Source organism: Brevibacillus brevis NBRC 100599, from assembly GCF_000010165.1.
GTDB lineage: Bacteria > Bacillota > Bacilli > Brevibacillales > Brevibacillaceae > Brevibacillus > Brevibacillus brevis_D.
Map to the genome: position 1 here is coordinate 673,890 of NC_012491.1, position 25,347 is coordinate 699,236.

Here is a 25,347-nt window from a genome sequence, read left to right on the forward strand (position 1 = left end):
TACGCCTCCTTTACAGTTTCTTGCGTAAAAATTTCACATTGTACCAAACTTTCTTTTCCGTACCTGAAATGTTGTGGAAGTCAAAGCGGATCTGCGCATTTGGCTTTAGCGGATAGACGATCCCAAAGCTGTTACCCATCGAGACGGACTCCGGTAGCTCTTTGGTATAAATCGTTTCACAGACCTTCACGCCGTCCAGACTCAGCTCCCAGTAATCGCCGACGCAGTAATTATTGGTGGCAAACGCCACGGATAAAAATTCTGTCGGGTAGGGAAGGGCATAGGTATCGGAAAAGACTTGCTTGGACGCAGTCACATCAATCATGCGTCCGCGAATGAAGGGCTCAGTAAATTTGGAAAAGTGCGGGTAGGGGAGCTCTCGTACCTTGTCGATCACGCCCCCGCCCGAATAAACAACGGAGAAGCCCACTTGTACTCACCTCTCTTTCTCTATACGAAGGACATCGGTGCCAGTTAAGAGGCCCCTCGTATCATAGAGTAGACGGATCAGATAAGATCCTACCGTTTTTCCATCAGGTGCGTAGCCCGCAGCGGTAACCGAGGTTAATCGCCATAGAGAATAGTACTCCCAGTCTGGATGGAGCTGATCGACCTCAAGCGGGAAGGTGGTCGTGTCTGCAGAGCCAAATGTGAGGGAAATATCCAGCATATAGCCAGACTCGTAGAATAGCTTTGCACCCGTGACCTTTTCCGGATCGAGGGGATGCTCCCGGATTAGACGTACGGAGGGTTCCTCGACGAACGGGTCTGCTGTTACTGTCTTGGTACGGTGGACTTCATCGCGGATCAGATCGAGGATTGGATAAATCAAATAATCATTCGCAATCCCGGCCATTACACAATCGCCCCCTCGTTGTTGCTCCAAAATAAATCGAGGATTTGCATATAGCCGTTCTGCGCATCGAACATCGAGCGGATTCCTTTGATGGTATACGCTTCGCGGGTGGTTGTATTGGAGTCGATAATGTAAATACGATCGAGGACATCCAAGGCAGGGTTACCGGGGATGGAAATTTGCAGCGTACGGCACAAGCGTTTTATATCAAAAAATGTTCGTCGCGCGGCCAGTCGCTTCAATTCGTCTGTCTTCGCAGAAGGAACGTGCCTAACGCCTGTGCGGACCTCGCCTTTTAGCTCCATCAAAATCTCGGTATCTACGAAATGACCAGCCTTATTTTCTTCGTCCAAAATGACAAGATGGCTCCTGCCACGGGAGAAATCGATCGTCTTATGAATCGTGATCAAATTGTCGTGCTCCGTATAAGTAGCTACAATCGGCCGATTCATATCAATCTCTTCCAAGCGATACGTACCGTAACGGTCACAATAGGAACGGAATTCTGTATCTTTCATGATTTCCGCGATGGCTTCTCCCACTTTGTATTGATACGATTCGAATTTGCGTCCTGGCGGCTCAATAAAAGGATTTTTCCAACCTTTTGGGGTCAAAATGGATTCGGCATCGACTTCTACGAATTCGCCTTCTTTATCCGGTACAGCCTTGAAAACCTTGCCTGTCGCTTGCGTCGCGTGGGTATAGCTCGTCTCTTGTACAATGGCATAGGGGTAGTAAATGTCTTGCGGATTGCTGCGCCAACTATACATTCCTGCATGGGCGATCAAGTCTTGTACGATAGCGGATTTGAGGTAGGCGGCTTTAGCGGTTGGTTCGGTTGGGACAGGTGCAGTACCCTCCCACTCGGGGATTTGATCAAACTCCGTGCTGGAACGGAACTTTTGATAGATTTGCCACACACTGTTATACCAATTCGTATCGCTTGCCCATTGGTAAGCTCCTTTGTCTCCTCCTTGCCAAAAATATTTGACGTCGTCGACAGATTGGAAGCGCCAGCCTTTGCTCGCCATGGCTTCCCGATAGCGAACGGCTCCGCGATAGAGCTGTCGTTCGATTCCTTGGTATTGCGGATCGCATTTTTCACCGGTGTAGCATCCATATCCGAGAATGAAGTCTCCTGGAGGCAGCCCTTTCCCGAGCGTCCCCATTTTTGTCTCATGCTCGGCGATGGCTAGCAGAAATTTATAATCGAGCTCTGGGCCCTGCTGTTTGGCCTGCTTTTTGGCCATCGAGATGATTTTGTCCCGACGAGTCATCGAGGAAAAAACATTGGTATCATGTGCAGCAGAATGTCCGACATCTGGGGGATATTGCTTGTCCTCGGTAATGACCTTGTTCATGATCTTCTTGTACATATCGCGGCAGTAAATGGTCATGGTCGATTCCTCGCCATTCAAATCGAGCTTGTCGATCAGACCAGTAAACACCCGCATCAAATTCAGACCATAACCCATGTAGATCCGGACAGGAGTATTTTCGGAGAGAACGCCAACATGGAATCCATTCACAAAATAAGACCAAGGGGTTTCCTTGTAGGTTTCGGGAAAGTAAAACGGATTATAGTCCGGGCTGTAGTAGCCGCCCGGGTTTGAAATCGTGATCCGTGCCTCACGTGAATCCATTTCAAACTGGTCGTCCATTTCGATGTGGTTAATATTGTCCAGAGTAAGGGTGTCCATATAGACGAACTTTCCGACCTGGAGCGATACTTTTCGCGGCTGACCAGGCATGAAGGTGCTCGTAATTTCCCGTTCCTCAAAAAACTCCTGCTGTATCGTCGGATCGACTTTGTCTTTGTTCCCGTACAGATCGGGTCGCCCTTGCAATTCCTTGATCTGAATGTACTGGAGGGAAAAGCGATTGACTTGTTTTCCATTCCAAAACAGCTCGATACGGATTTCCATTTCGCCATTGGGAAAGGGGATATCACGAATCTCTACGTTTTCTGTCCCAGAGAATTTGTTGACCTTGATTTGCATTTTTCCATTGAAAAAAACGCGCAGCTCGCCGGCACCTTCACCGAAGTTGGTGGAGAACCCCATGCTGAAAATGCCGGGGTGAGCGGAGGTCAGCTTGAGATTCATACCTGTCGTAACGGTAGGGGAGGGGAAGAGAGTCTTGTACCCTTTGGGATCAAAAGTAAAGGTGAGGTTGCTATGCTCCGTCGAGCTTCTCTCGATCATGGATAGCTTTTTGGCCAGCTCGTCTACTTTGTAGACAGATTTTGTGTGCCACGTATTATTGGTAAAGCGTTCGTCAAAAAGAGTTGCTCCTGGCGTTCCAACAAAGGTGACATCGGTTGTGACTCCTGCGCCGTTATTCGAAGAGGCAGCGAACAGATACTTCGAGCCATTCATATAAGGAAAAGGATCAATGACGGCTTGTCCGTTCCAGACTTCAAAGTGCAGATGAGCGCCTCTTCCTTTTGAGCGGGGGGAATTGGGATCGTCATAGGTGCCCATGTTCGTAACGCCGGCAGAGCGGACGTCTCCTGTATTGCCGCTTTTTCCGATAATAGTGCCTTGCGTGACATAATCCCCGGTTTTGACGTGGATTTCGCTCATATGGGCGTAACGGGTCCAGATGCCATCCGCATGCTGAATTTCTACGCGAAAGCCAAAGCTCGTATATTTTTCAGACACGGTCACTTTTTTTACTTTGCCAGCCCAGGCAGCTTTGATGGGCGTACCGACCGGACAAGCGATATCAATCCCTTTGTGGTTGCGGTTGTCGCCCATATAGGCTGTAATATCTCGGGTGCTTTTGCCCTCGACAGGAAAGACAAAAGAAATCTTGGATAGAGCAGTTCCGCCCTCTTTTGAACTATCTTGAATGATGGTGCGGGTCAATGTTTTCTCTTCCCGCCGATCACTCATAATGAAATCGAGTTCTTCGGTACGGCCCGGCACGAAGATGAGTCGATCTATCTCGACGCGGCACGCGGGCTTCGATAATTCTCCGAGTTTGAGTCTTTCGGAGAGAATTCTGCGCAGCTCATTGGACATCGTTTGCATGAAAGCACCTCCTATTTAAACCGTTCCAGGGACCATTTTCGAAAGCGATTCAAAAAAGAGACGGCCTGTGCCCGGGTGAGCAGCGAGTAAGGCATAAACCATTTTTCTTTCTCTTCCGCGTTGGATGACGATACCTCGTACATATGGTTAACGACAGCGGCTCCATCGGCGAAATTGTTGATCGCAATCCCTTCGACCAGGTAATCACCGTTGCCAAATCGCTCGTCTTCCATAGAAAGGACGGATGGTGCCCACCATGAAGGCTTGCTGCCTGTCATCCCGCCGTTTAGCGCAATTTTTTCCCCGGTGTTGCTGTTGTACATATATTTTTCGCGCCCGACATCTTCAAAGCGGGTGCTCGTCTCTTTGACATAGAGGAAATGAAGGTTTTTTCCCGCCTCAAGCGGCATGTTAAACAGTACCGTATGATCATCAAATTCTTGATAATCGGAACTGTTGACCACTTTTCCATCCACTTTGACGACAAGCAGCTTTTTACCCGCAGGATAGGTACCGTTTAGACGAAAAACACGTTGCCCCTCGTATGCCGTATGGGATTCATCCAGCCGCTGAGTGGGAGGTTGTGAATCCGTAAAGCGTTGGTAAAAAGAGCGCCGAAGCCGGTCAATGAGCAGAAAAGCCTCTGCCCGATTGATGTAGGCATTGGGAAAGAAGCGATCGTTTCGCCATACGCCAGGACTTTTTACCGAAAAATACCCGCCTCGCATAAACAGAGCGCCGTTTTCGTAGCTGTTGTAGATGAAGCGCACCTGTACGCCGTTTAGATTGTAGGGAAGATAAATCGTTGCACCCGGAGCAGGACTGACCATGTAGACGTCTTGCTTGAGTCCGATATATTTTTTGGCGAGTTCTTGGGCAGGTGTCGATTTCCATTCCTCTTCTGGCACATCCATTCGCTTCAAGGAGCGACCATATGCGTACAAATACTCGTTGAATTGGCGGCTAAACGGATTGTAGAAATACGTGCCTCCGTTATCGAGGCGTTTGTTCGGGTAAGCAAAGGAAGAGGAGTTGGGGGGAATCGGTTTGCCAAAACGGTCCAAGGCAGGCTTGCCGAAGCTGGAAAAAGCGACAACCGAGTTGGCAGATGGTGCGTAATACAGCTCGACGTCCGTTTTGTTCGGGTCTGTTTGATTCGGCCGAATTTCTTTGAAAAGGGTTTGCGTGCCGTCAATATAGACAAAGAGGGGGTTGTCTGCACCCGGTGTCAATTTGGCTGCGAGCGTAAATACTTTTTGTCCGGTGGAGCCCTTGTACTCCTCATGCAAGTAAGGAGCATTGCTTTCAAAGGAGCCATAAGCAATTCCTTGAATAAACGGTTCTCCGTCAGCCATCAAATAATTGCTGGCCTCCATTACTTCATTAAAAAACCAGTCTTTTTCATTCACATCAGCCCAGCTGATCATTTTCATCACCTCCTATATAGAGTAGACAGAAACCCGGAACAGCCTCAGCTATTCCCGAATCATCCGTTCTACCAGCCGCCTTGTCCGATTCAAAAAAGCAATAAATTCGGCGCGTGTCACGAAATCATTGGGGCGGAAGTAAATGATGGGCTTCCCGTCTCGGGTAATGACCGTGATTAGCCCGAGATCGGCCATTTCCTCAATGTTTTTCTGTGCCCAATGCCCTTCAATATCTTGAAACTGAAAGCGTGATTCGCGTTCAATTGAGTCTTTTTTGATGAGAATCAGATCGACGTTTACGCTGTAGCGCCGTCCTGCCTCAAGGACTTGGGGGGTAATAGATTCTGCGCTTCCGAGAAAAATGCTTCCCTTTTCATCGTAAAACTTGTGGGTCCAGCCTGCGTAGCTCAAGTACTCGTTATACGATTCCTTGTCTGGAAAAAGCAAGGTCAATGAACACTGGTAGCTGCTAAAACCGGAGTGGTGGATGTGCGAGGGTGCGTTGATGATTTTGATTTCGCGCAAGGAAGGCTGGGGGCTTGGCGGAGAATACGGCTCGATGAGACGGGCGTTTACTTCGATAAACTCAAAGCCAGTATCAAGGAACAGCTTTTTTTTGTAGCGCTGATTGGCAGTGCCAAAGGCGTATTGTTGGGTCATTTCTGTACCTCCTTACAATCTCGTGTAGCTCGTGGCGATTCCAGAGCGGACTTGTTGGCTTAATTCGGTGGAAAGGCTTGCTTGTGTATTGCGAACGGCTTCGCTGACGGTCGAGCCGAGGCGTTGGAGGTCAGCTTCCGTTCCGCTCATGTTGGCGATGGTAATGTTCACATTGCTGTCGCCGCCATAGGTAAAGTCGTAGGTGCTATGTGTTCCATTGGCCGTTTGCATGCCCCAGTAGGTCAGTGGCTGCAAGCCGTCGGGCATGTTGAAGGTTCCTTTGGTGGGCTGCTTGGACATGTGCAGAGATACGAGATTGTCGTATTTGGCTTTTTCGAGGCCTTTTTTAAAGTCCTCGATGATTTTCTTTAATGTTTCGTTGTTTTGGTACTCAGCCAAAAGAGAATCCATGTCAGAATTCCCTGCATCTAACGAATCAATCGTACTGCGTAAATATTTTTCCTCGAGATTCTTCATGAATTCAGAATTGGAACTGTGACCAGCTAAGACTGCTTCGCTTCGGTCAATGTAATACTGATGCTCTTTATTTTCCAGGTCAGAGCTCACTTTGCTCATCGCAGATTTAATTTTTGTGCCGGAGGTATGGTTGTTTTTATCGAGGTTATTTTGGGCGATAGAAGCCTTTATATCAGCGATTACTGAGTCTACTACGTCAGAGGCATCTGAACCCTTAGGGATTTTAGCGAATACCTCTTCGAAAAAGGCTAAGTGTTCATTCTGTTTCGTATTAATGCCACTGTAGTAATCATCATAGGCTTTCAGTATTTCTGGAGAATCTTCGGATTTACCTTGATTTCTAAGAGTAGCCTGCGTTCTCTTTAATTCGGATCTTAACTTGCCTTCCTCTAGAGAGAGGCTTTCCAGGTGATGACCAACCACTTCTTTGCCAAGGTCGAGTGTTTTGACCTCTTCCCATGAAGTAATTGGGGTATTGTCCAGCTTGGAGCCGCTGTCATCGATATCGATAAGCAATGAGTTCTTGTCTTTTTCCTCACGTTTTTTGTTCGCAGCTTTGTATTTATCGAATTCGAGTTGAGCTTCCTTCTTGTCTAACTGGAAGGTATTATCTAACTCATTTGTGAGGTCTTTGTCATCATATTTGGAAGCAGCTTCGAAAGCGTTATAGTAATCGCTAAATGAAGGAGTAGTGCCACCCAGTAAGTTGATCAAACTATCTTTAATACCTGTAATGGCGGTATCTACAAAAAAAAGATGCTTTAAACCAGGAGGCATTTTGTCAATACTCGTGATTTTGTCCACGAGGCCTTTTTGATTTTCCAACACTCTGCTTTGCCGCTGGGTATCGGACATAAACATAGGTTGCACCCAATCTGTGTTTAAGCCATCCAAAAATTCTGCCGCTGTCATGGCAACGCGTGCGAGAGCAACACCTTTTAACAAGTTCCCGGCGGCTTTTAATCCTTTTCGCCATAGTGGTTCGTTTGGAGGGGGAGGGGGAGGGGGTGGGGGTGGGGGTGGGGGTGGATTTCTGTCTGCGCTCCCTCTCGGTGGGGTATCCTGCGTGGAGCTTGACTCATTCGTATCGTCCTCCGTATCGTCCGATTCTTTCTTGTCATCCTTCTTTTTGAGCTTTTCCTGTATCTTCGTCTTGAGATCACCTGAGAACTCCTCAAAAAGGAGAGCAGCAGCAACTGGGGGGAGTTTGCTTGCGGTAGAGGATGAACTGCTGGCGGCTGGAGCTGAGGGAGCAGCCTGAGGACCCGCTGCGGCACTCGGAGGTTTGGGTACAGCCGTGGACAGTGCTTCTGTCAATTCCCTCAAGGCTTCCCGTGTTTTCTGGAGCTGTTTTTCCTGCTGCTTTAAGTCACTGGTCATGTTCTTGATTTGCTCATCAGTAGCAACAGACGTATCAGAGAGAGCACGCAGTCTCTCGTCCAGCGAGGTGACGGCAGGAATCAAGGTGGTAATCGTGTTTTGCAAACCACCGAATGCCCGCTGGGTCAAATGAATTCGGCTGGCGAGCAAATGTGCCTGACGCTCTACATCGCGCATCTTCAGCCGGAGCAGATGCAACTGTTTCAGCAGCTTTTTCTCTTCTGCAATCAGTGCTTTTAACAATTTGCCATTGTGCGGATACAGCTCTTGGACCTTTTTCTGTTCGAGCCTGTTGCGAATCAATCGAGTGCGGGCTGCCTGATAGGAAGACAGATTTTGCAATTGCCAGGACTGGATCTCCAGCGCTTCTTGTGTAAAGGGAGAAGAGGATTGACCAAGCAGTGCGGTAACACGCTCTTGTCTTCGCTGCTCACTTCCTTCATGAAGATTGCGCCGGGCTTTGACGTAGGCGGCTTTTCCTCCGTATTGATCCGCAGCATTTTTTAACAGACGAACAGCTAGCGATAATTGGCTCTGACTTTCCCTCATGCGCTGAAGCAGGTGCAACAAAAGCGCGGGAAAGCTACGGGGCTGATTTTTAAAAATATCGAATGCTTCAAGGGAGGCTGCCTGCCAGATGGTTTGCATCCGGGTTTGGGGAGCAAGAGGGTCATTTGGTAACATGGCTGCCTTCTCCCGAATATTGGCTACCGCTACATGCGGGTCATTTGATCGGCGAGAAGACGTATAGTAGGCTCTGGTTACTTCTTCAAGGCTGACGGCATGTGTTAGCGCGATATCCCGCAGGTCTTGCTTGACTCCTGATCGCAAGTATTCGCGCAAGCCATGTGCTTCTTCTTCCACTTGTTTCTGATTCGACGTTCGTCCTGAAACGCGTGCCTGAGCCAAGTCCATCATGTTTGTATCCTTGAACAAAAAATTGCGCTCTGCTTTTTTTATCAGGCGGTTCAAAGATTTCGCTGACTCCCAATTTTCGATATCCATCGAGGCGATAAGCGTATGAAGGCCGTTGCTCATCATGTTTTGCAACACATCTACGGCAACCTCTTCCCATGCTTGTGGGTAAAGGGTGCTTCTTTTGCCGTAGGACTTTTCCGTTCTTTTAACGGGAGCATTAGGGACAGTAGCAAACCGGAACGGGGAAATGGCTCCTGTACTAACGGACAGCCGGGAAGCAGGAGCAGCCTGGGAAACTGGCTGAGACTCGTACTTACGGGAAAAGCTGAGTGGCTTCGACTCGATGTCTCGTATCATCTGGCGTAATTCATACAGTTGCTGATTCATTGCTTGAAAAAATGGGATAGCTTGCTCGGCTCGAAATGGGGATGCCGACTGCTCTACAGAACTCCGTGCAGCATTCGTTATAGAGCGGAGGGCATCGGTCAAACGTTGAGTTTCCATGAATATCACCTTCCTCAAAAGAAAAATCCCGTTCTGGTCTTAGAATAGACAGAAACGGGTTATAGACCACCTAACACTTTGCCAAGTACGGCAATATCGTCTTCGGAAATCTCCTGATAGTCTTGCGAACTAGATGCATGGGGAGAACTGGCAGCAGAATTCGTACCCTTTCTTCTCATAAAAGGAAAACCCATGCGTGTCTCTACCTCAAATTGAATGTATTTGTTCACTCTCTTCATTAATTCTGCTACTTGGGGAAGGGTGTACTCCCAAATATCCCATTTCTTCAAACCACAATCCTTGTGGAGATGAAAAAATAGATCGCCCCAATCAAGTGGCTCACCAGATTCCGTATCGCGAATGGTGGAACTGTCACCCTCGCCACTCTCTACTTTTTTAAGCCGTTTAGACCAATGAGAATGTTAATAAGCTTTTTGGCCGTCTCCAAATCACAATGTTCATCCAAGTACTCCCGAGTAACAGTAGGGTAGTTGCGAAAGCCCAGAAGCAGGATATCGAACAAGTCTTCTTCCTTGTTTTCGTACGGGAGAAAATTAAGGATAATCGCGTCGATATGAACGGTTCCTAGCTTTTTCATCAGGATGCGGGCGTCTTTTAAGGTCACAGGCGGAATCCGGTAGGTTTTGCCGTCACGCAGCCTGATTTCACTATCATCTTCAAAGAAAATAGCCTCTATCAGATCAGCCTCCTGCTGTTTTTTGATCCGCTCTACAGCTTCCTGGTTCATCATCTCTGCGTGTTTTTTTTCCAAATCTTCTTGGTGGTTTAGCACGGAAGAATCCCTCCTAGAACAATGCTAGATTGTATTTGTTAAATATATCTACTTGCTAAAATGCGTTGTCGTTCGCTATGATTCGTTGTAAGTTATTCCCTTTGAAAAAATACAAGGCAAGAGCGAAGAGCACGGAGCTCTCCACTCAGCCTGATCACCCTCGAAAGAGTTACACTTTTTTGTTAGACACGAAGCGTTTCACACTGCCTAGCTTGCCATCTGCTCGCTCTGGATCAATAACGGACAAGGAAATAGCGGAAGTGCTGGCTGTGGAGCGTGCTGCATCGATCGAGAAGCTGCCTTTTGCCATGCAGGAGAACAGCTCTGTTTCAATGCCTGCATAGGTTCCGTCCTTTTGCAGGAAGGAGCCGTGATGGACGACATGAACCGGGAATGGCACTTCATCCATCAAAATGTCGACCACGTCTACGGTTTCGATTCGCTGATAGTTGAAGACCACATCTTCATTGAGCAGGGCAGGAGAGAAGATCAAACGAGTTTTGGTATCGCTGCCGTCATTGAAAGTATCCACCATGAACTCATCAGCTTGTGGCGCAGCAGACGTGCTCAACTTCACTTGTTTCAAAAGGCGATTACTATTTTTTAGACGAACAGCAAATCCGCCACCGTTGAAGAGCTTGTCGCCAAACTCGACTTCACAAACACCAGCGCCACCAGTGGATCCTGTGCGATCCAGGCTGCCAGTAGTGACTGCTTTTTGCTCACCCAGTACATATACATAGTCGCTCTTTTGCTCTTGCAGCTTGGAGCCCATCATCAGCTCGAGAGCCGCCAAATCAAATTTGGCATCCGTTGCGGTAATCTCAATGCTTTTCGATTTGACGAGAGTGTCAATGGCGAAGAGTCCATCGCCGCCAAAGATATCCTCCATTTCAACATTCATGTCAATTTTCAGGTCCTGCATATTACCAAGCGTAATGACTTCGACGCCATTTCCATCCTTGGAAGCGCGTTTGGCAAGAAATTGACCGACACCTTTGATAATCATTTTTTTAGACAATGAAAGTCACTCCTTCTAGATAGGGGATTTGTGTGCTGTTGCTGAATCGTGTGAAAAGGGAATCGCGATCAGCTTGTCATAGGATAGACGGGGTTTTGAAATGTCTAACAAACTTGCAAAGTAAACTTCGTGACCAGTGTGAAGCAGTACGTAGAGGAATGACCCGTATCGGATTCCTGCTGCGAGACAACGTACATGTCCAAACCTTCTATTCCATTCATCGATAAGCTTTTGCCGTCTAATAGATGGAAAAGGTGGTTCGCGATTTGATGCGCTAGCTCGATATTGCCAGGCGTGATTACATCTAATCGGAAAAAGCTGGTGAGAAGGAGCGGATTATGGGTGTCGCGCTTTCCAGAGGTTGCGTAGAAGGAAAGGAGCGGCTTCGCAACATCAGATAGCGGAGCTAGTTTTCTTCGCTTGATAATCTGCTTGGATAGGGAGTCCTTGTCTTCTGGAGCAATTCCGAGTAATGCGAGCAACTGACTATCCGTAGAAAGTAGTTCATAGAGATGGTGGTAGAGGTCGACAACCATGAATGATTCACCTCCTTTTCTAGGGATTTTTGAAACAAGATGTGCTCCTTCCACGTTCATAGATTAGACAGATAGGGAGGATGTCTCCCTTGAAATACATAATTGGTTCGTATAGAAGCCAGGAGGTCATAACATTGCGAAGTGATCAGATACAAATCATCATTAAACAAACAAAGGAAAAAGTTTCTGCGAAGGCGCTCGAAGATCATGAAGCCGTTGTTGGGATTATGGCGATGGCTAAGAACTTCATGCTGAATGAAGAAAGTGTGCGTCACATTATCCACGAGGTTTTTGATGGAGATAAGGAGCGAATGGCAAAGGCATTGACAGTAGCCAGCCATTTGATTGATGAAAGTTTGATTCAAAAAATCATTGCAGATGTAAAGTAAGCCCGTCCACAGCGGGCTTTTTCTTTTGAAAGGGAGATAACTCATTCCAAACTGTCTATTCTATTTCCAACGAATAAGAATGGAGGGATAAGAATGAGAGATTCCAAAAAAGCCGTATTGTATGTCGTCATTGTTGCTGCATTAGCTGAATTTCTACTAGGAGAGGATATCGATCGCGAAGGCTGGGAGGAGCTCAGTGACGCGCTTGGCATGTTGGGAATGGATCTGAACGAGATTTTCACAGAAAATACTTCCTTGTTGCTTGGACTGCAAAAAGTTTGTCAGGAATTTGGGAAGATGAATATCACAGAGGAAATGATAGAGGAATTATATGTAGAGGACCAGCTGGAATAAACGGCTGGTTTTTTTATTTCCAAAATCCGCTTAATTCATCCCAAAGCGCTTCGTATAGATTCAACAAGAAGCAAAAGGAGGGGAGAAACCATGTACTATCAGATTAGTTTTTCGGCAGATGGAGAGCAGGTCCAGGTCATGAAATATACGTCGACCCAAGACACCCCCATAGCCGTTTTGGAAGAGTTCTTTCGCGAGCATGTTCAAGTGAATCCTGCGTCCCTAAAAGGAATTGGGATTGTCAGGATCGGTGAGTAACATGGCCTGTCAGGGATGTGATTATGAAAAAGCCTGCCAAAAGAAAATGACAGTCAATGACATCTTGATGTCAGCAAAGGAACAGGATGTCGTGCCCATGACTTGTCGCTGTGTGGTTCATGACATTTGCCGCGATTGCCAATGGTACTTCAAGCGTCAGTGTGCTTCTTGGAAGATTTTGAATGGAAAAGTATTCACGGCTGGTACCTTGCAAACTTGCCCGAAAAAAATTTTGAAAGCTGGTTGCTAAAACCCTCCTCCCATTACCTAGTGTGATAGAGCAACTATGAATAGGAGCATGAGGAGGGGATGAAGTTCATGACAGATCAACTTCACCAAATGGATGAGTTATTTTTCGCAGGGAAAGTCGATGATTTTTTGCAGAAGGCCAAGGAAAACTGTGAAGCCAAGCTGACAGGGATGACGTTTGCTGGAATGACTCATGATGATGTCGTCCAGGAGGTTCTCTTAAAGGTGTATCGGACGATGAAGGATTACGATCAGGAAAAAGCCAGAGTGACTACCTTTGTCGATCATGTGATTACGAATAAAATTCGCGACTGCTTGCGAAAAGCCGGCACGCAAAAAAACCTGACAAACAGTAATGCAGTTCTAGTCTCTAGCGGAGATGAGAATGAAGAGGAAACGATGATCAGCCGTATTGCCGCTCCGAGTGAGGAGTTTCGATATGAGGAAGTAGAAATGATGCTCGACATCATGGAGTATATGAAGCTGTCCACGCGAGACAAGCTGATTCTCCAGATGAGAAGCGAAGGCTATTACCATGAGGAAATTGGCCAGAGATTCAATATCAGCAAGGAAAGAGTGTGTCAAATCATCAAGGCAATTTTGAAGCAGTACGGTGAGCTGTAGACATACACAAATAATCGATGAAAAGGAATGATCCAGCATGGCAGTTTTGTTGAAAAAGATGAATGAGGAATTAACTGAGGAGTTCTCCCATCAGGTCATTGGAAAATATGTACACGTTCCGACCAATATGCATACAACACCTACAGCCGAAGGTGGAGAAGAAGAGGTAAATATCTGGTTCGGCGGTTGCGTAGCGGGCATTGAAAAAGCAGTCATTGCTTTCGATTACGAAAAGCAGGAGTTTCGTGAGGAGCCGTTGACCTACACAAACTTTTTACTGACCGACGGTATGGGATACACGGTAAACCCACTCGACTCCGAGATTTTTGAGATTACAAAGGAAGAATTCGAGCAAATGCTAGCAGATCATCTGGCAACTCAGGCTGCTGAGCTTGAAGCAGAGAAAAAGCTTCGTGAAGCAGCAGAGGAAATCTCGACAAATGAGGAGACGGAGTAGTGCCATGAGACAGCCCACGATTGTCGCTTTCGAAGGAATTGATGCCAATGCGAAGGAAGCCCAAGCGGCGTTGCTGGAAGAAAATTTGAGATGCCTCGGATATAAAGTGAAAAGAGTATCATTTCCGCGTTTAGATACCCCGATCGGAGCGGTCATTGGCATGTGGCTTCGCTGCGAAATTGAGCTGGATGAGAAAGCGGTAGGAAAGCTTTTTGAAGCGGACTTTCTGGACTATCAGCGAGAAATGGCGAGGCTTTCGAAGGAGAACGTTGATTTTATCATCATGGATCATTATGAACTGTCCAATTACTACTACTTCTATATAAAAGATACTCCCCTTTCCTGGTATGCCACGATGAGTGATTTGACGAAGCGACCTGATGCAACCTTTTTTCTGCGAACCGAAGTAGATGCGAATCATGCCATGCTGCTAAAGGTGCAGGAAGCCTATCTTTCCCTTGCCCATGCTTCGCGCCGATCGGTACATACACTGGATACGGCAATCGGCGTGGAGAGAATGCAGAAAAACATTCTGCAAGTGGTCCATCAGCTACATCTGAAAAAGCGAGTTACGTGCTAACAAAGCTTATCGGCATTGTTGCCGCAGTGTTCATTCCCGCAAATGCTGTACTGCCAGCCGTAGAAAAGGGACTGTCGGAAGTTCATCCTGTGGTGAAGCTGGCCGGGGACATAGATAGGCAGTGGCATAGAAAAAAGGAGCTTTCCAACGTAATCACACAGGTTGCACCAAGACTTGATAAAGCTACAGTCGAGCTTTATACAGAAACGATTTTTAGATTATCTGAGCAATACGAAATAGATCCGCTTTTGATCATGGCGATGATCTGGCAGGAAAGCCGTTTTCAGCACGACGCGATCTCCGGCAAGGGGGCAAGAGGATTATTACAAATCATGCCACGTACAGGAAGCTGGCTGGGAGTTCACCCTGATGACCTATTTGATCCCGTGATCAATTTACAAACGGGTATCAAGTATGTAGATCTCTTGCAAAAGAAATATGGAAACCTTCGTTTAAGTATCATCGCCTATAACCAAGGCGAGGGAAATGTCGGCCGAAATCGTTATCACGATGGCTACTATACAAAAGTCATGGCCCACTACAAAAAAATGAGCGGCTTATTAAGAGAATCATAAAGATAGGCTGGGAGGAGGTATTATGAGTGAGCATGCTGTGTTCGTAAATCAGAGATTGGGCAAGAAAAAAGAACAATACTCCTTGTATAACATGGAGAATATTCGCCGCTGCAAGGAAGACAGTGAGTATCTAGGTGAAGTTATACTCGCAAATGAAGAGCTCATTTGGCATTCTGTGCACAAATATATCGGAAAGCCGGAGACATTAGTGAAGCAATATTGTTTGGAAAAAGCGGATATTTTGCAATTGGGGAGAATGGGAATCATCAAGGCTATCAAAGCCTTTGATATAGCAAGAGGCGTGAAGTTTTCGTCCTTTGCAGTCATAACGATTGTGAGGGAGATCAACTGCTTTTTGCGAGATAGCGGAAATATTGTACGGCCGACTAGAACGGCAACAACGATTCTCCATCACATCAGTAAAATAGAAGCAGACCTAGGATATCTTCCTACCATAGAAGAATTGTCCCTACTGTTGGGTGAAAATGTGGAACAGATCAAAAAAGCGCTGGATGTCGGGAGACCTGTGAAGTATTTACAAGAGCCATTTTTGAAGGCATCCGCTTCTAGCCATGAAGCTGCCACCGCTATGGATGTCTTGAAGGACGAAGGACGAGACGTGGAAGAGTACGTGCTGGACAAGCTATATGTTACTGCTTTGCTTGCGCAACTGCAAAATCAAATTTCATTAAAAGAGTGGCAAGTCCTACAACTAAGGATGGCAGGCTACAATCAGACACAAACAGCAGAATTTTTAAATGTATCCCAAATGTGTGTATCAAGGACTATGAAAAAAATACAGAATATTTCGAAAAATACACTTTCCTAATCTTATTTTTCAATCCCCACTCAAATAGGAGATAATAGAGGAGCACTCCTATTATGAAAAGAGGTCGATCACAATATGAAATACTACCGACTCGGTGGCAGTGGATTGAAGGTATCGGCATTGGGATTAGGTACGAACTCATTCGGAGGGCGTGCGGATGAGCAAACGTCTGTAAACATCATTCATACCGCAATCGAAAACGGGATGACCTTTATTGATACGGCAAATATTTACACGCAAACAGAATCGGAGCGAATCATTGGGCTGGCTCTTGAAGGGAAAAGGCACGAGGTCGTTTTGGCGACGAAGGCTGGTTTGGTAAAAGGCGAAGGACCAAATCAGAGAGGCTCATCGCGATACCACCTGATGCTGGAGCTGGAGAACAGCTTGAAGCGTTTGCGCACCGACTATGTGGACTTATATCAAATTCATACGTTTGATCCAGAGACACCTTTGGAAGAAACACTCCGCGCACTAGATGACATGGTTCGATCCGGGAAAGTGCGTTACATCGGGGCTTCCAACTATGCGGCCTGGGAATTGATGAAGGCAATTGGCATCAGTCAGCGGGAAGGGCTGAATCGATACATATCGACACAGGTGAGCTACTCATTGGCAGATCGGACACCGGAGCGTGAACTCGTACCGCTTTGTCTTGATCAAGGGGTGGGAATCATTCCGTACTTCCCGCTTGCTGGCGGAATTTTGACAGGCAAATATACCTCCGCAGAACAGGCTCCGGCTGGTTCGCGGGCGGACAAGGAGCCGCGTTTCGTCCGGTTGTTAAGTGAAGACAAGCTGGAGTTTGGACGTAAAATCAGTCGGATAGCGGCGGAGCTAGGTGTATCCTCCAGTGTGCTGTCTCTGGCTTGGCTTATGCACAAGCCGGCTGTCTCTTCGGTGATCGTGGGTGTGACCAGTGTAGGGCAGCTTACGGATAATTTGCAAAGTACAGCGTTGGCGTTGGATGAAGCGACCTTGGCAGAGCTAGACCGATTGAGCGATACGTATCGAAATGGGGAACCATTTGCCGTATATCGTTTGCCGTAACAATGATGACTAACATGTTCAGTCCCAAAGCCTCCTTGAACAGGGGGCTTTTTTGCGTTCAGCATAGACCCCACAGCCATGAGGGATAGTAAACATATCCCGAACTGGAAAAAGAGTGATTCGAAATGATGGATACAAAAAAACAATCCGCGCCTTTTCATTGCTCGTTGGACGAAAATCTGGAAAAGGTGAAAAAAGAGCTGGGTAACAGCACGGATCTCGTGACGAGGCAAGTACGTCTGGAAGCAGTTGATCAGATTGTGGTAGGGATTTTGTACACCGAGGGTCTGGTCGATAAAAATATGATTAGCAGCCTCATGGAGTCTCTGATGCTCCATGCAAAAAAAGCGCACATCCCGGCGGAAGCCGAGTGCGAAGAAAGATCATTGATACTAATGAAGGATTTCCTGCTGACGATTGGTGGAGTGGAAGAGGTCTATGACTTTGACCATTTGTATGATGCGCTATTGACGGGGGATACCGTTATTTTGGTAGATGGATATTCCAACGGATTTATCGCAAATACGAAGCAGTGGGAAGATCGTGGTGTTCAGGAGACTTCCGTGCAAACGGTGGTTCGGGGTTCCAGAGAAGCGTTTTCGGAAAACCTCCGAACCAATACGGCTTTGGTGCGCAGGCGGATCAATAATCGCAATCTTTGGTTGGAGACCGTGCAGATCGGGGACATGACACAGACCAAAGTCGCCATGATGTATATAAAAGGAGTCGTGCAGGACAGCGTAGTGGCAGAAGTAAAAGAGCGGCTGGGAAAGATTGAGATCGACGGAATTTTGGAGAGCGGGAACATTGAAGAAATGATTCAGGACCATACCTTCACGCCGTTTCCGACCATCTACAATACAGAGCGTCCAGACTCAGTGGCAGCCGGGCTGCTGGAAGGGCGCGTCGCCATTCTGGTGGACGGTACACCGATTGTTTTGTTGGTACCAGCCGTCTTTGTCCAATTCTTCCAGTCTCCAGAGGACTATTACATGCGTGCAGATTTTGGGATCCTACGTATTTTGCGGTTTATTTCTTTTTTTATCGCTTTGCTTGGTCCATCCATTTATGTTGCTATTACCACCTTTCATCAGGAAATGTTGCAAACGAACCTGCTCATGAGCATAGCAGCCCAGCGTGAAGGAGTGCCATTCCCTGCTGCAGTCGAGGCACTGTTGATGGAGTTTACCTTTGAAATGCTGCGAGAGGCAGGAGTGCGCATGCCGAGGGCGGTTGGATCAGCAATATCCATCGTGGGAGCACTTGTGCTGGGGGAAGCGGCTGTGCAGGCAGGATTGGTTTCACCCGCTACGGTCATCGTCGTTTCCATTACGGCAATTACCAGCTTTGTCTTCCCTTCCTTTTCCATGTCCATTCCAATTCGACTGTTGCGGTTTGGCTTGATAGCACTTGCCGCCAGCTTTGGTTTTATCGGCATATTTGTGGGGATGATCGCCTTGTGCATTCACCTATGCACCTTGCGCTCGTTTGGTGTCCCGTATATGGCTCCGCTGGCCCCTGTGAATCTGGCCGATCAAAAGGATACGCTGCTTCGGATTCCTATCTGGATGATGCATACGCGTCCCCATTTTTTGCGCCAGAAAAACAGCGTCAGAGAACGAAAAAGTAAAATATAGCGCAAGTATCGTGCCGAGGTGATGAAAAATGATGAACCGAGGTGGAGACGGCATGAAACGAAAAGGGGTGTTCCTACTGACCCTGGCTCTTCTTGTTTTGTTGACAGGCTGCTGGAACCGTAGAGAATTGAATGATTTGGCGATCGTCATGGGAACAGGTATCGACAAGATTGACGGAGAGTACGTGATATCCACCCAAATCGTCAATCCGGGAGGGGTAGCGTCAAAGGAGGGCGGGGGGATGAACCAATCATCTGTTGCGACTTACAGCATGCGGGCATCCAGCATTTTTGAGGGAATCCGGAAAATGACAACGGTAACCCCGAGAAGGCTTTACTTTTCCCATATCCAGGTGCTGGTTTTGGGGGAGCAGATAGCAAAAGAAGGGGCTAAGGAAGTGCTGGATTTGTTATTTCGCGATCATGAGGTACGGCCTGATTTTTATGTCATTCTAGCCAAGGACGCGACAGCACTACAAATTCTCAGTATGATCGATCCACTGGAAAAAATCCCGGCGACGAAGCTCTATAAAAGCTTGGAAACAGCAGAGAGTGCCTGGGGATCGATTGTCTCCATTCAATTGGATGAATTTATTGCGGATTTGCTACGGGATGGGATCGAGCCAGTGTTGGTAGGCGTTAATTCGAAAGGGAAGGTACATATGGGGACTTCTGGGGGGAATTCCCAAAAGGAAAGCCAGTCATCGCTGTTGAGGTACCACGAAATCGGTGTCTTCAAAGGAGACAAGCTACGTGGATGGTTTAACGAAGAGGAAAGCATCGGATTCAGCTACATCACAGACAGGGTGGACAGTACAGTAGAAGAAATTCCTTGTGATAAAAACAATAAAATTGTCATTGAGATCATCCGAAGCAAAACAACTGTCAATGGCAAGGTGGAAAAAGGCAAACCACAAGTGGAAGTGAGCATTTTCGCAGAAGGCAATGTGGGCGAGGTAGCATGCAGCAACGATTTGTCCGATCCCAAAACGATCTACAAATTGGAAGCTGACGTAGAAAAGCAGATCCGAGGCAAAATCGTAAGCGCCATCCATAAAGCGCAAAAGCAATACCGATCGGATGTTTTTGGATTTGGCCAGTCGATCTACAAAAATGACCCCAAAGGGTGGGAAAAGGTAAAAGAGGATTGGGATTCTCAATTCCCCAACCTGAAAGTGAAAATCAAAACAGACGTGAAGCTCAGGCGGACAGGAAAAGTGGGCAATTCGTTTATTCCTTTCATGAAAAAGGAGTAGAGCATAACTTTTTCCATCCATGGAAATGGTAAAGGTAATCCTGCAAAAAAAGTAGGTGCACGGCACAGCATGTGGACCATCATATTGATTTTTCTGATCAGTCTACTCATTGCCCTCTTTGAGGTGCCTTATTTGAGAAGGAACGCGATGAAAAAGGAAATGCTGGTTTTCTTCATTTTGCTTGTAGTTGGGACGGGACTTGGGATAGCCGAATCGCTTAAGGTGAATATTCCCAACCCGTTAGACTGGATCACATTTGTCTATAAACCATTCAGCGACTTCATTTTGGGAACTGTGGAATGAAGCAGTAGCCAGCAGCGAGGCGGGGGAGCGAGAGGAATTGATAGACAACGGTCATATTAGCGCAAGGCAATTCATGATACTCGTGGCGCTCTTCGGGATTGGTGATGCGATTTTGTACGTACCATCCCTTACTGCTACCGCTGCCAAACAGGACGCCTGGATCTCCGCCTTCATGGGGTGGGGGGAAGGCTTTCTTTTAACCTACCTGTATGTTTCGCTGAGTATGCGGTATCCGAACAAGTCTATCTTTCAGTTCAGCGAGGAAATATTGGGAAAGTGGATGGGGAAAGCGGTGGCTGTTTTGTTCATCACCTACTTCTTCATCGACGCTTCGCTCATGCTGATGGAGATTGGCGATTTTGTCACGACGCAGATTATGCAGGAGACCCCCATTGAAATTATTCTTGTCCTTTTTTTGGTGATCATCGTTATGGGGGTCCGCAGTGGACCAGAAGCCTTTTCTCGAGTGGGTGAGCTGTTGTTTCCGTATTTTCTGTTGCTTTTTTTTGTCTTGATCGCATTTATCTCCCCCCAGATCAAAATAGAAAATCTGAAGCCTGTGGTTGCGCATGGAATCGCTCCGGTTATCGGGGGGAACTTCCGATACGTGGGTTATTTGCTGGAAACGGTCATTCTGATCGTGATGTTTCCCTTGGTACAAAGACCAGCGCGTGCTGCCAAAGCTTATATCTGGGGCATTCTTTTCGCGAATTTTTGCCTGACGATGATTACTTCTGTGGCAATCCTAGTTTTAGGCGCCGATATTACTGTGCTACTCGCCTACCCAAGCTACACACTTGCACAAAAAATCAGTATCGGTAATTTTTTGGAGCGAATAGAAGTGTTGATGGCCGTCATCTGGTTTATCACGCTTTTTGTCAAAATTACTATTTGCTATTATGCGACGAGCTGTGGAATCGCGTATACAATGGGGTTGCGAGATTACCGCCAATTGACACTGCCACTGGGGATGATCATGATTGTGGTGGCATTGGCGACGATGCCTAACCGCCCGTATTTTGATACTTTCGTTTCAGAAATTTGGATGCCTTATTCCTTGACGTACGGTTTGTTCTTGCCCGTTCTCTTGCTGAGTGTAGGGGCCTTAAGAAAAAAACCAGTCTGCTAGCACTGTGAGCTGCAGACTGGTTTTTTGTGATTACGCGCCGATTGTATTACTCAGCAGCCATGCTGCTTTCTTTCAAGATAACGTCATGTGCGCCGCCTTCTACCAAGCTGGTAGCAGAGATGACGGTGATTCGCGCTTTTTGCTGAAGCTCTGAGATGGAGAGCGACCCGCAATTGCACATGGTCGATTTGATTTTGCTCAAGGTACGGTCTATGTTCTCGCGCAGGCTTCCTGCGTATGGTACGTAGGAGTCTACGCCTTCTTCAAAGACGAGACTGCTTTTGCCGCCAGTGTCATAGCGTTGCCAGTTGCGAGCGCGGTTGGAGCCTTCTCCCCAGTATTCTTTCACGAAGTTGTTGCCGATCTTCACTTTTTTGGTCGGGCTTTCGTCGAAGCGAGCGAAGTAACGTCCCAGCATGACAAAGTCTGCACCCATAGCCAAAGCCAGTGTCACGTGGTAGTCGTGTACGATTCCGCCGTCGGAGCAGAGCGGAACGTAAATGCCTGTTTCCTTGAAGTACTCGTCGCGAGCTGCTGCCACTTCAATGAGGGAAGAGGCTTGACCGCGTCCGATTCCTTTTTGCTCACGGGTGATGCAGATGGAACCGCCGCCGATCCCTACTTTAATGAAATCTGCGCCCGATTCCACGAGATAGCGGAAGCCTTCCTTATCGACGACGTTACCTGCACCGATCGGAACATTGAAGTTTTCTTTTACAAATTGAACCGTCTCGCGCTGCCATTCGCTGAAGCCATCGGAGGAGTCGATGACCAGGATATCAACGCCTGCTTCCACCAACGCAGGAACGCGCTCCTTGTAGTCCTTTGTATTGATACCGGCACCAACGATATAGCTCTTGTTCGCGTCCAAAAGGGACAGCGGATTGTTTTTGCGGGAATCGTAGTCCTTGCGGAAAACGAGGAAGTCGAGATTTTGATTTTCATCTACGATTGGCAAGCAGTTGAGCTTGTGCTCCCAGATCAGGTCGTTGGCTTCGGAGAGCGTGATGCCGGATTTGCCATAGATCAGCTTCGAGAATGGTGTCATGATGTCGCTGACGAGTTTGTCCTGAGAGTCGCGACTGATGCGATAATCGCGACCGGTTACGATTCCGAGCAGCTTGCCTTTTGCCGTACCATCTTCCGTAATGGCAACGGTGGAGTGGCCTGTCGCCTCTTTCAATTCCAAAATGTCTTTCAGCGTATGGCTTGGCGTCAGATTGGAACGGCTCACGACGAAACCAGCCTTGTAGCCTTTTGCTTTGCGAACCATGGTTGCTTGGCTCTCGATGGACTGGGAGCCAAAAATAAACGAAATACCGCCACATCTAGCCAATGCGACCGCCATATGATGGTCGGAAACTGCTTGCATGACTGCTGATGAGAACGGTATGTTTAGTGAGATGGCAGGCTTTTCACCTTTTTTATACTTGGTAATCGGAGTGGATAAGTCCACATTGTTCGGTGTGCATTCTTTTGTGGTGAGATTTGGCAACAGCAAAAACTCATTAAACGTCCGAGATGGTTCTGTGTAATAAAAAGCCACGATTCTCTCCTCCTAGGTGAAATTGATTTTTGAACTGCTTCTTTAATAGAGAAATTTTTACCATGTTAACCGTGAAGTACGACAACGTCAATAGGGAATCGTTAGAAGGAGTGATTTCTTTCCTGAAATTGCGAACAGGTCATGAACACGTGTGTATGAGAAGCTCGGATTTGTCACGGTATCTTTCTCCTTTAGAATAGAAACAGAGAGGACAAGTGTCCCCTCTATCAACTTAATCGGCCTTTGAATTCAATGGGTACGATCATCGTAAAGCAAGGTCCATCTGCATCGTTGCGGGCATCGATCGTCCCTTTATGTGCTTCCAAGACAGCACGGGCAATCGCGAGTCCGAGCCCATGCTTGCCGGACTTTCCTTTGCGGAAACGCTGGAACAAATGCGGCAGTAGCGCTTCCTCAATGGGGGGACCATCATTGGAAATCGTGACGACGACGCTTTTGCCCGCTTGTCTCCCTGAGATCGTAAGTCGGCTGTTGGCGTAGCGCAGTTGATTCTCCATGATATTGACGAATGCAGTGCTCAATTGCTCGCCGTCTCCCTCCACGATCAAGTCGTCTGCCAGATTTAACTCCCACTCGATTTGCGGATTGAGCACGGAGAGCCGCTGTTTTAACAGGTGCATCATCTCTGACAGGTCGACACGGTCGACTTGCATCATTTGAGAGACAGACTCGATCTTCGTGATATACAAGAGCTGACCGACGACCTTTTCGAGGCGCTTGCTCTCCTCCATGATGATGGAAAGCCCTTTTTCAGCCTGGGGACCCTGGAAGACGCCTTCTATGAGTCCTTGCGTGTATCCTTGAATCGCCATGATCGGTGTTTTGAGCTCATGGGAAATATTTTGGACAAAATGCTGCTGCGACTCGTCGTATTCCTTCAGTTGGTTTTTCATCATATCGAATGAGCGGGCGAGCTGCCCGATCTCATCCCCGCGATCCATCGCTAGCGGGATATCGAACTGACGACGAGCGATCTTTTTGCACAGCTCTTCAAGGGTGCGGAGCGGTCTGCTCAAATACCCGCTAAACCACACGGCCAAAAGCCAGCTTACGAGCAGCAGCAGACCAAAAACGAGTAAAAACTGACGAGTCAAAATCGAATTGATCTGGTTGAGCTCCTGTTCCTTGGAGAACAACACCATGTAGTAAGGGAAGCCGTGGTAGTCCATTTTTTTGCTGACGAACAAATAGCTCTCGTCTCCACGGTCCAGTGAACCATGCTGCAGCTTTTGACTTGGGTATGTGGCTGCTTTTAGGAACAGCTCCTTGGAATCCTCATACGGTATGCGGCCGTTGCTATTGCTTCGGCTGCCCAGCTCTTGACCGTTCTCGGCATAGACAATCATATCAAAGGAGTACTCATAGCGTTGGAGCAAGAGCTGTAAAAAGTATGGGGCAGCAGCCGGAACAGGCAGGAGCTCATTATGCTCATTGAAGGAGATATGCTGAGATAATGTGTAAAACTCTTCTTCCAAGAGCGAGTAAGTGTTGGATACCAGATACTGTTTGACAGCCAGTGGATACCCGATGCCAAGGCCAACCCCGAGGACGCTTGTCAGGATCATGAACAAAATGAGGATTTGCCTGGAAATCGGCAGGTTTTTCAGCCGGAATTTGCTCATATACGCGTCATTCGGTAGCCGAAGCCATAGACCGTCTCCAATGGAAACTTGGGCATTTTTTTGCGGATGCGCTTCACCAAGTCATCGACAGCTCTATCTGAGCCGATGTAGTCTTCCCCCCAGATGGAGGTTAGAATCTGCTCACGATTCAAGGCCAGACCTTGATTGTGCAAAAGGTAGACAATGAGTTCGAATTCTTTGGTGGTTAAATCAATAAGCTCGTCGCCTTCTTTTACTTGTCTGCCTTTTTCTGAGATGATATAAGGATCGATCGTTACCCAATCTTGGAAAGTCTGGGTAGAGGAAGCAGCGGCACCAGGCTTCTCATAGGTGCGCTGGAGCAGCTTCTTCGCACGGATGACCAGTTCCCGAGGGAGAAATGGCTTCGCCAAGTAGTCGTCGCTGCCTAGTTCCAGTCCGATGATTTTATCGACATCCTGATCACGAGCGGAGATGAAGATGATGGGGACATTCGACTTTTCGCGGATAAGACGCAAAAGCTCATAGCCGTCGATGTCGGGCATCATGATGTCCAAAATCCACAAATGTGGTTGTGTTTCTTCATCAAGTAACGGCAAGACGTCCTTGCCGCTAGAAAACGCTTTCACTTGCAATCCGGCATTTTGCAAATACGATTGTAGCAAGTCCAACAGGTTCGTTTCATCGTCCACCAGATAGACGAGGTAGGGGGTATTCATAGATTTCGGCCTCGCTTTGCATCTGTTTTATATCCGTATTGTAGCATAGCCCAAAACCAGATGTGTGGCACGGACGTATGAGAATCGTGGAAAACGTGTGGAAGCAGGATTCCCCTCTATCCTTCTGGAAAAAGAAACAGGGAAAAAAAGACAACGAGAGATGG

Annotated in this window: 27 protein-coding genes; 14 read left to right on the forward strand and 13 right to left on the reverse strand. The window is 47.4% G+C overall.

What is annotated here, in order from left to right:
• Window positions 1–10: 10 nt before the first annotated feature.
• From BBR47_RS03590 to BBR47_RS03635, 10 genes are all read right to left on the reverse strand, one after another.
• Window positions 11–430 (reverse strand): hypothetical protein, encoded by a 420-nt coding sequence (locus BBR47_RS03590; protein ID WP_012684382.1) that lies wholly within the window; start codon window positions 428–430, stop codon window positions 11–13.
• A 6-nt stretch (window positions 431–436) separates the two neighbouring features.
• Complete coding sequence (locus tag BBR47_RS03595; protein ID WP_012684383.1) at window positions 437–856, reverse strand: hypothetical protein; 420 nt, start codon at window positions 854–856, stop codon at window positions 437–439.
• Entirely contained in the window at window positions 856–3,891 is a 3,036-nt protein-coding gene (locus BBR47_RS03600; protein WP_012684384.1) for a M23 family metallopeptidase, read from the reverse strand. The genes BBR47_RS03595 and BBR47_RS03600 overlap by 1 nt, the downstream gene beginning before the upstream one ends.
• A gap of 11 nt (window positions 3,892–3,902) precedes the next feature.
• Window positions 3,903–5,318, reverse strand: a complete 1,416-nt coding sequence (locus BBR47_RS03605) for a hypothetical protein (RefSeq protein WP_012684385.1) — start codon at window positions 5,316–5,318, stop codon at window positions 3,903–3,905.
• A 48-nt stretch (window positions 5,319–5,366) separates the two neighbouring features.
• Window positions 5,367–5,978 carry an S-layer homology domain-containing protein gene (locus BBR47_RS03610; protein WP_012684386.1) on the reverse strand — a complete coding sequence of 204 codons (612 nt, stop codon included), beginning with the start codon at window positions 5,976–5,978 and terminating at the stop codon, window positions 5,367–5,369.
• A 12-nt stretch (window positions 5,979–5,990) separates the two neighbouring features.
• On the reverse strand, window positions 5,991–9,257 hold the full coding sequence (locus tag BBR47_RS03615; protein WP_041749227.1) for a hypothetical protein: 3,267 nt from the start codon (window positions 9,255–9,257) through the stop codon (window positions 5,991–5,993).
• A gap of 59 nt (window positions 9,258–9,316) precedes the next feature.
• A complete protein-coding gene (locus tag BBR47_RS03620) occupies window positions 9,317–9,547 on the reverse strand; it encodes a hypothetical protein (protein WP_012684389.1) in 231 nt (76 codons plus the stop codon).
• A 98-nt stretch (window positions 9,548–9,645) separates the two neighbouring features.
• Window positions 9,646–10,050, reverse strand: coding sequence for a hypothetical protein (locus BBR47_RS03625; RefSeq protein WP_012684390.1), 405 nt, complete (start codon window positions 10,048–10,050; stop codon window positions 9,646–9,648).
• Window positions 10,051–10,219: 169 nt separating this feature from the next.
• Window positions 10,220–11,071: a hypothetical protein gene (locus BBR47_RS03630; protein WP_041749229.1), complete on the reverse strand. Its 852-nt coding sequence runs from the start codon at window positions 11,069–11,071 to the stop codon at window positions 10,220–10,222.
• Between the two features lie 104 nt (window positions 11,072–11,175).
• Window positions 11,176–11,607, reverse strand: coding sequence for a hypothetical protein (locus tag BBR47_RS03635; protein ID WP_012684392.1), 432 nt, complete (start codon window positions 11,605–11,607; stop codon window positions 11,176–11,178).
• 134 nt (window positions 11,608–11,741) lie between these two features.
• Here BBR47_RS03635 and BBR47_RS03640 point away from each other — a divergent pair, with 134 nt between their 5' ends.
• From BBR47_RS03640 to BBR47_RS03700, 14 genes are all read left to right on the forward strand, one after another.
• A complete protein-coding gene (locus BBR47_RS03640) occupies window positions 11,742–11,996 on the forward strand; it encodes a hypothetical protein (protein ID WP_041749230.1) in 255 nt (84 codons plus the stop codon).
• Window positions 11,997–12,089: 93 nt separating this feature from the next.
• On the forward strand, window positions 12,090–12,350 hold the full coding sequence (locus BBR47_RS03645; RefSeq protein ID WP_012684394.1) for a hypothetical protein: 261 nt from the start codon (window positions 12,090–12,092) through the stop codon (window positions 12,348–12,350).
• A 90-nt stretch (window positions 12,351–12,440) separates the two neighbouring features.
• Window positions 12,441–12,608 (forward strand): hypothetical protein, encoded by a 168-nt coding sequence (locus BBR47_RS31130; RefSeq protein ID WP_012684395.1) that lies wholly within the window; start codon window positions 12,441–12,443, stop codon window positions 12,606–12,608.
• A gap of 1 nt (window position 12,609) precedes the next feature.
• A complete protein-coding gene (locus BBR47_RS03650) occupies window positions 12,610–12,858 on the forward strand; it encodes a hypothetical protein (protein WP_041749231.1) in 249 nt (82 codons plus the stop codon).
• Window positions 12,859–12,926: 68 nt separating this feature from the next.
• The gene (locus BBR47_RS03655; RefSeq protein WP_012684397.1) at window positions 12,927–13,481 is read left to right on the forward strand and encodes a sigma-70 family RNA polymerase sigma factor; all 555 of its coding nucleotides are present in this window, start codon (window positions 12,927–12,929) and stop codon (window positions 13,479–13,481) included.
• Between the two features lie 37 nt (window positions 13,482–13,518).
• Window positions 13,519–13,938: a hypothetical protein gene (locus BBR47_RS03660; RefSeq protein ID WP_041749232.1), complete on the forward strand. Its 420-nt coding sequence runs from the start codon at window positions 13,519–13,521 to the stop codon at window positions 13,936–13,938.
• Between the two features lie 4 nt (window positions 13,939–13,942).
• The gene (locus tag BBR47_RS03665; protein WP_012684399.1) at window positions 13,943–14,518 is read left to right on the forward strand and encodes a dTMP kinase; all 576 of its coding nucleotides are present in this window, start codon (window positions 13,943–13,945) and stop codon (window positions 14,516–14,518) included.
• Window positions 14,512–15,093: a lytic transglycosylase domain-containing protein gene (locus tag BBR47_RS03670; protein WP_012684400.1), complete on the forward strand. Its 582-nt coding sequence runs from the start codon at window positions 14,512–14,514 to the stop codon at window positions 15,091–15,093. Before BBR47_RS03665 ends, BBR47_RS03670 begins: the two co-directional genes overlap by 7 nt.
• A gap of 22 nt (window positions 15,094–15,115) precedes the next feature.
• A complete protein-coding gene (locus BBR47_RS03675) occupies window positions 15,116–15,922 on the forward strand; it encodes a sigma-70 family RNA polymerase sigma factor (RefSeq protein WP_012684401.1) in 807 nt (268 codons plus the stop codon).
• A gap of 75 nt (window positions 15,923–15,997) precedes the next feature.
• Window positions 15,998–16,972 carry an aldo/keto reductase gene (locus tag BBR47_RS03680; protein WP_012684402.1) on the forward strand — a complete coding sequence of 325 codons (975 nt, stop codon included), beginning with the start codon at window positions 15,998–16,000 and terminating at the stop codon, window positions 16,970–16,972.
• Between the two features lie 125 nt (window positions 16,973–17,097).
• A complete protein-coding gene (locus tag BBR47_RS03685) occupies window positions 17,098–18,609 on the forward strand; it encodes a spore germination protein (RefSeq protein ID WP_012684403.1) in 1,512 nt (503 codons plus the stop codon).
• 52 nt (window positions 18,610–18,661) lie between these two features.
• Window positions 18,662–19,864 carry a Ger(x)C family spore germination protein gene (locus tag BBR47_RS03690; protein WP_012684404.1) on the forward strand — a complete coding sequence of 401 codons (1,203 nt, stop codon included), beginning with the start codon at window positions 18,662–18,664 and terminating at the stop codon, window positions 19,862–19,864.
• 69 nt (window positions 19,865–19,933) lie between these two features.
• Window positions 19,934–20,167 (forward strand): hypothetical protein, encoded by a 234-nt coding sequence (locus tag BBR47_RS03695; protein ID WP_012684405.1) that lies wholly within the window; start codon window positions 19,934–19,936, stop codon window positions 20,165–20,167.
• A 37-nt stretch (window positions 20,168–20,204) separates the two neighbouring features.
• Window positions 20,205–21,296: a GerAB/ArcD/ProY family transporter gene (locus BBR47_RS03700; protein WP_012684406.1), complete on the forward strand. Its 1,092-nt coding sequence runs from the start codon at window positions 20,205–20,207 to the stop codon at window positions 21,294–21,296.
• A gap of 46 nt (window positions 21,297–21,342) precedes the next feature.
• Here the strand turns inward: BBR47_RS03700 and BBR47_RS03705 are convergent, their stop codons facing one another.
• The 3 genes from BBR47_RS03705 to BBR47_RS03715 all read right to left on the reverse strand — a co-directional run bounded on the left by BBR47_RS03705 (window position 21,343) and on the right by BBR47_RS03715 (window position 25,183).
• The gene (locus tag BBR47_RS03705) at window positions 21,343–22,842 is read right to left on the reverse strand and encodes an IMP dehydrogenase (protein WP_012684407.1); all 1,500 of its coding nucleotides are present in this window, start codon (window positions 22,840–22,842) and stop codon (window positions 21,343–21,345) included.
• Between the two features lie 227 nt (window positions 22,843–23,069).
• Window positions 23,070–24,485: a HAMP domain-containing sensor histidine kinase gene (locus BBR47_RS03710; RefSeq protein ID WP_012684408.1), complete on the reverse strand. Its 1,416-nt coding sequence runs from the start codon at window positions 24,483–24,485 to the stop codon at window positions 23,070–23,072.
• Window positions 24,482–25,183: a response regulator transcription factor gene (locus tag BBR47_RS03715; RefSeq protein ID WP_012684409.1), complete on the reverse strand. Its 702-nt coding sequence runs from the start codon at window positions 25,181–25,183 to the stop codon at window positions 24,482–24,484. The genes BBR47_RS03710 and BBR47_RS03715 overlap by 4 nt, the downstream gene beginning before the upstream one ends.
• Window positions 25,184–25,347: the final 164 nt, after the last annotated feature.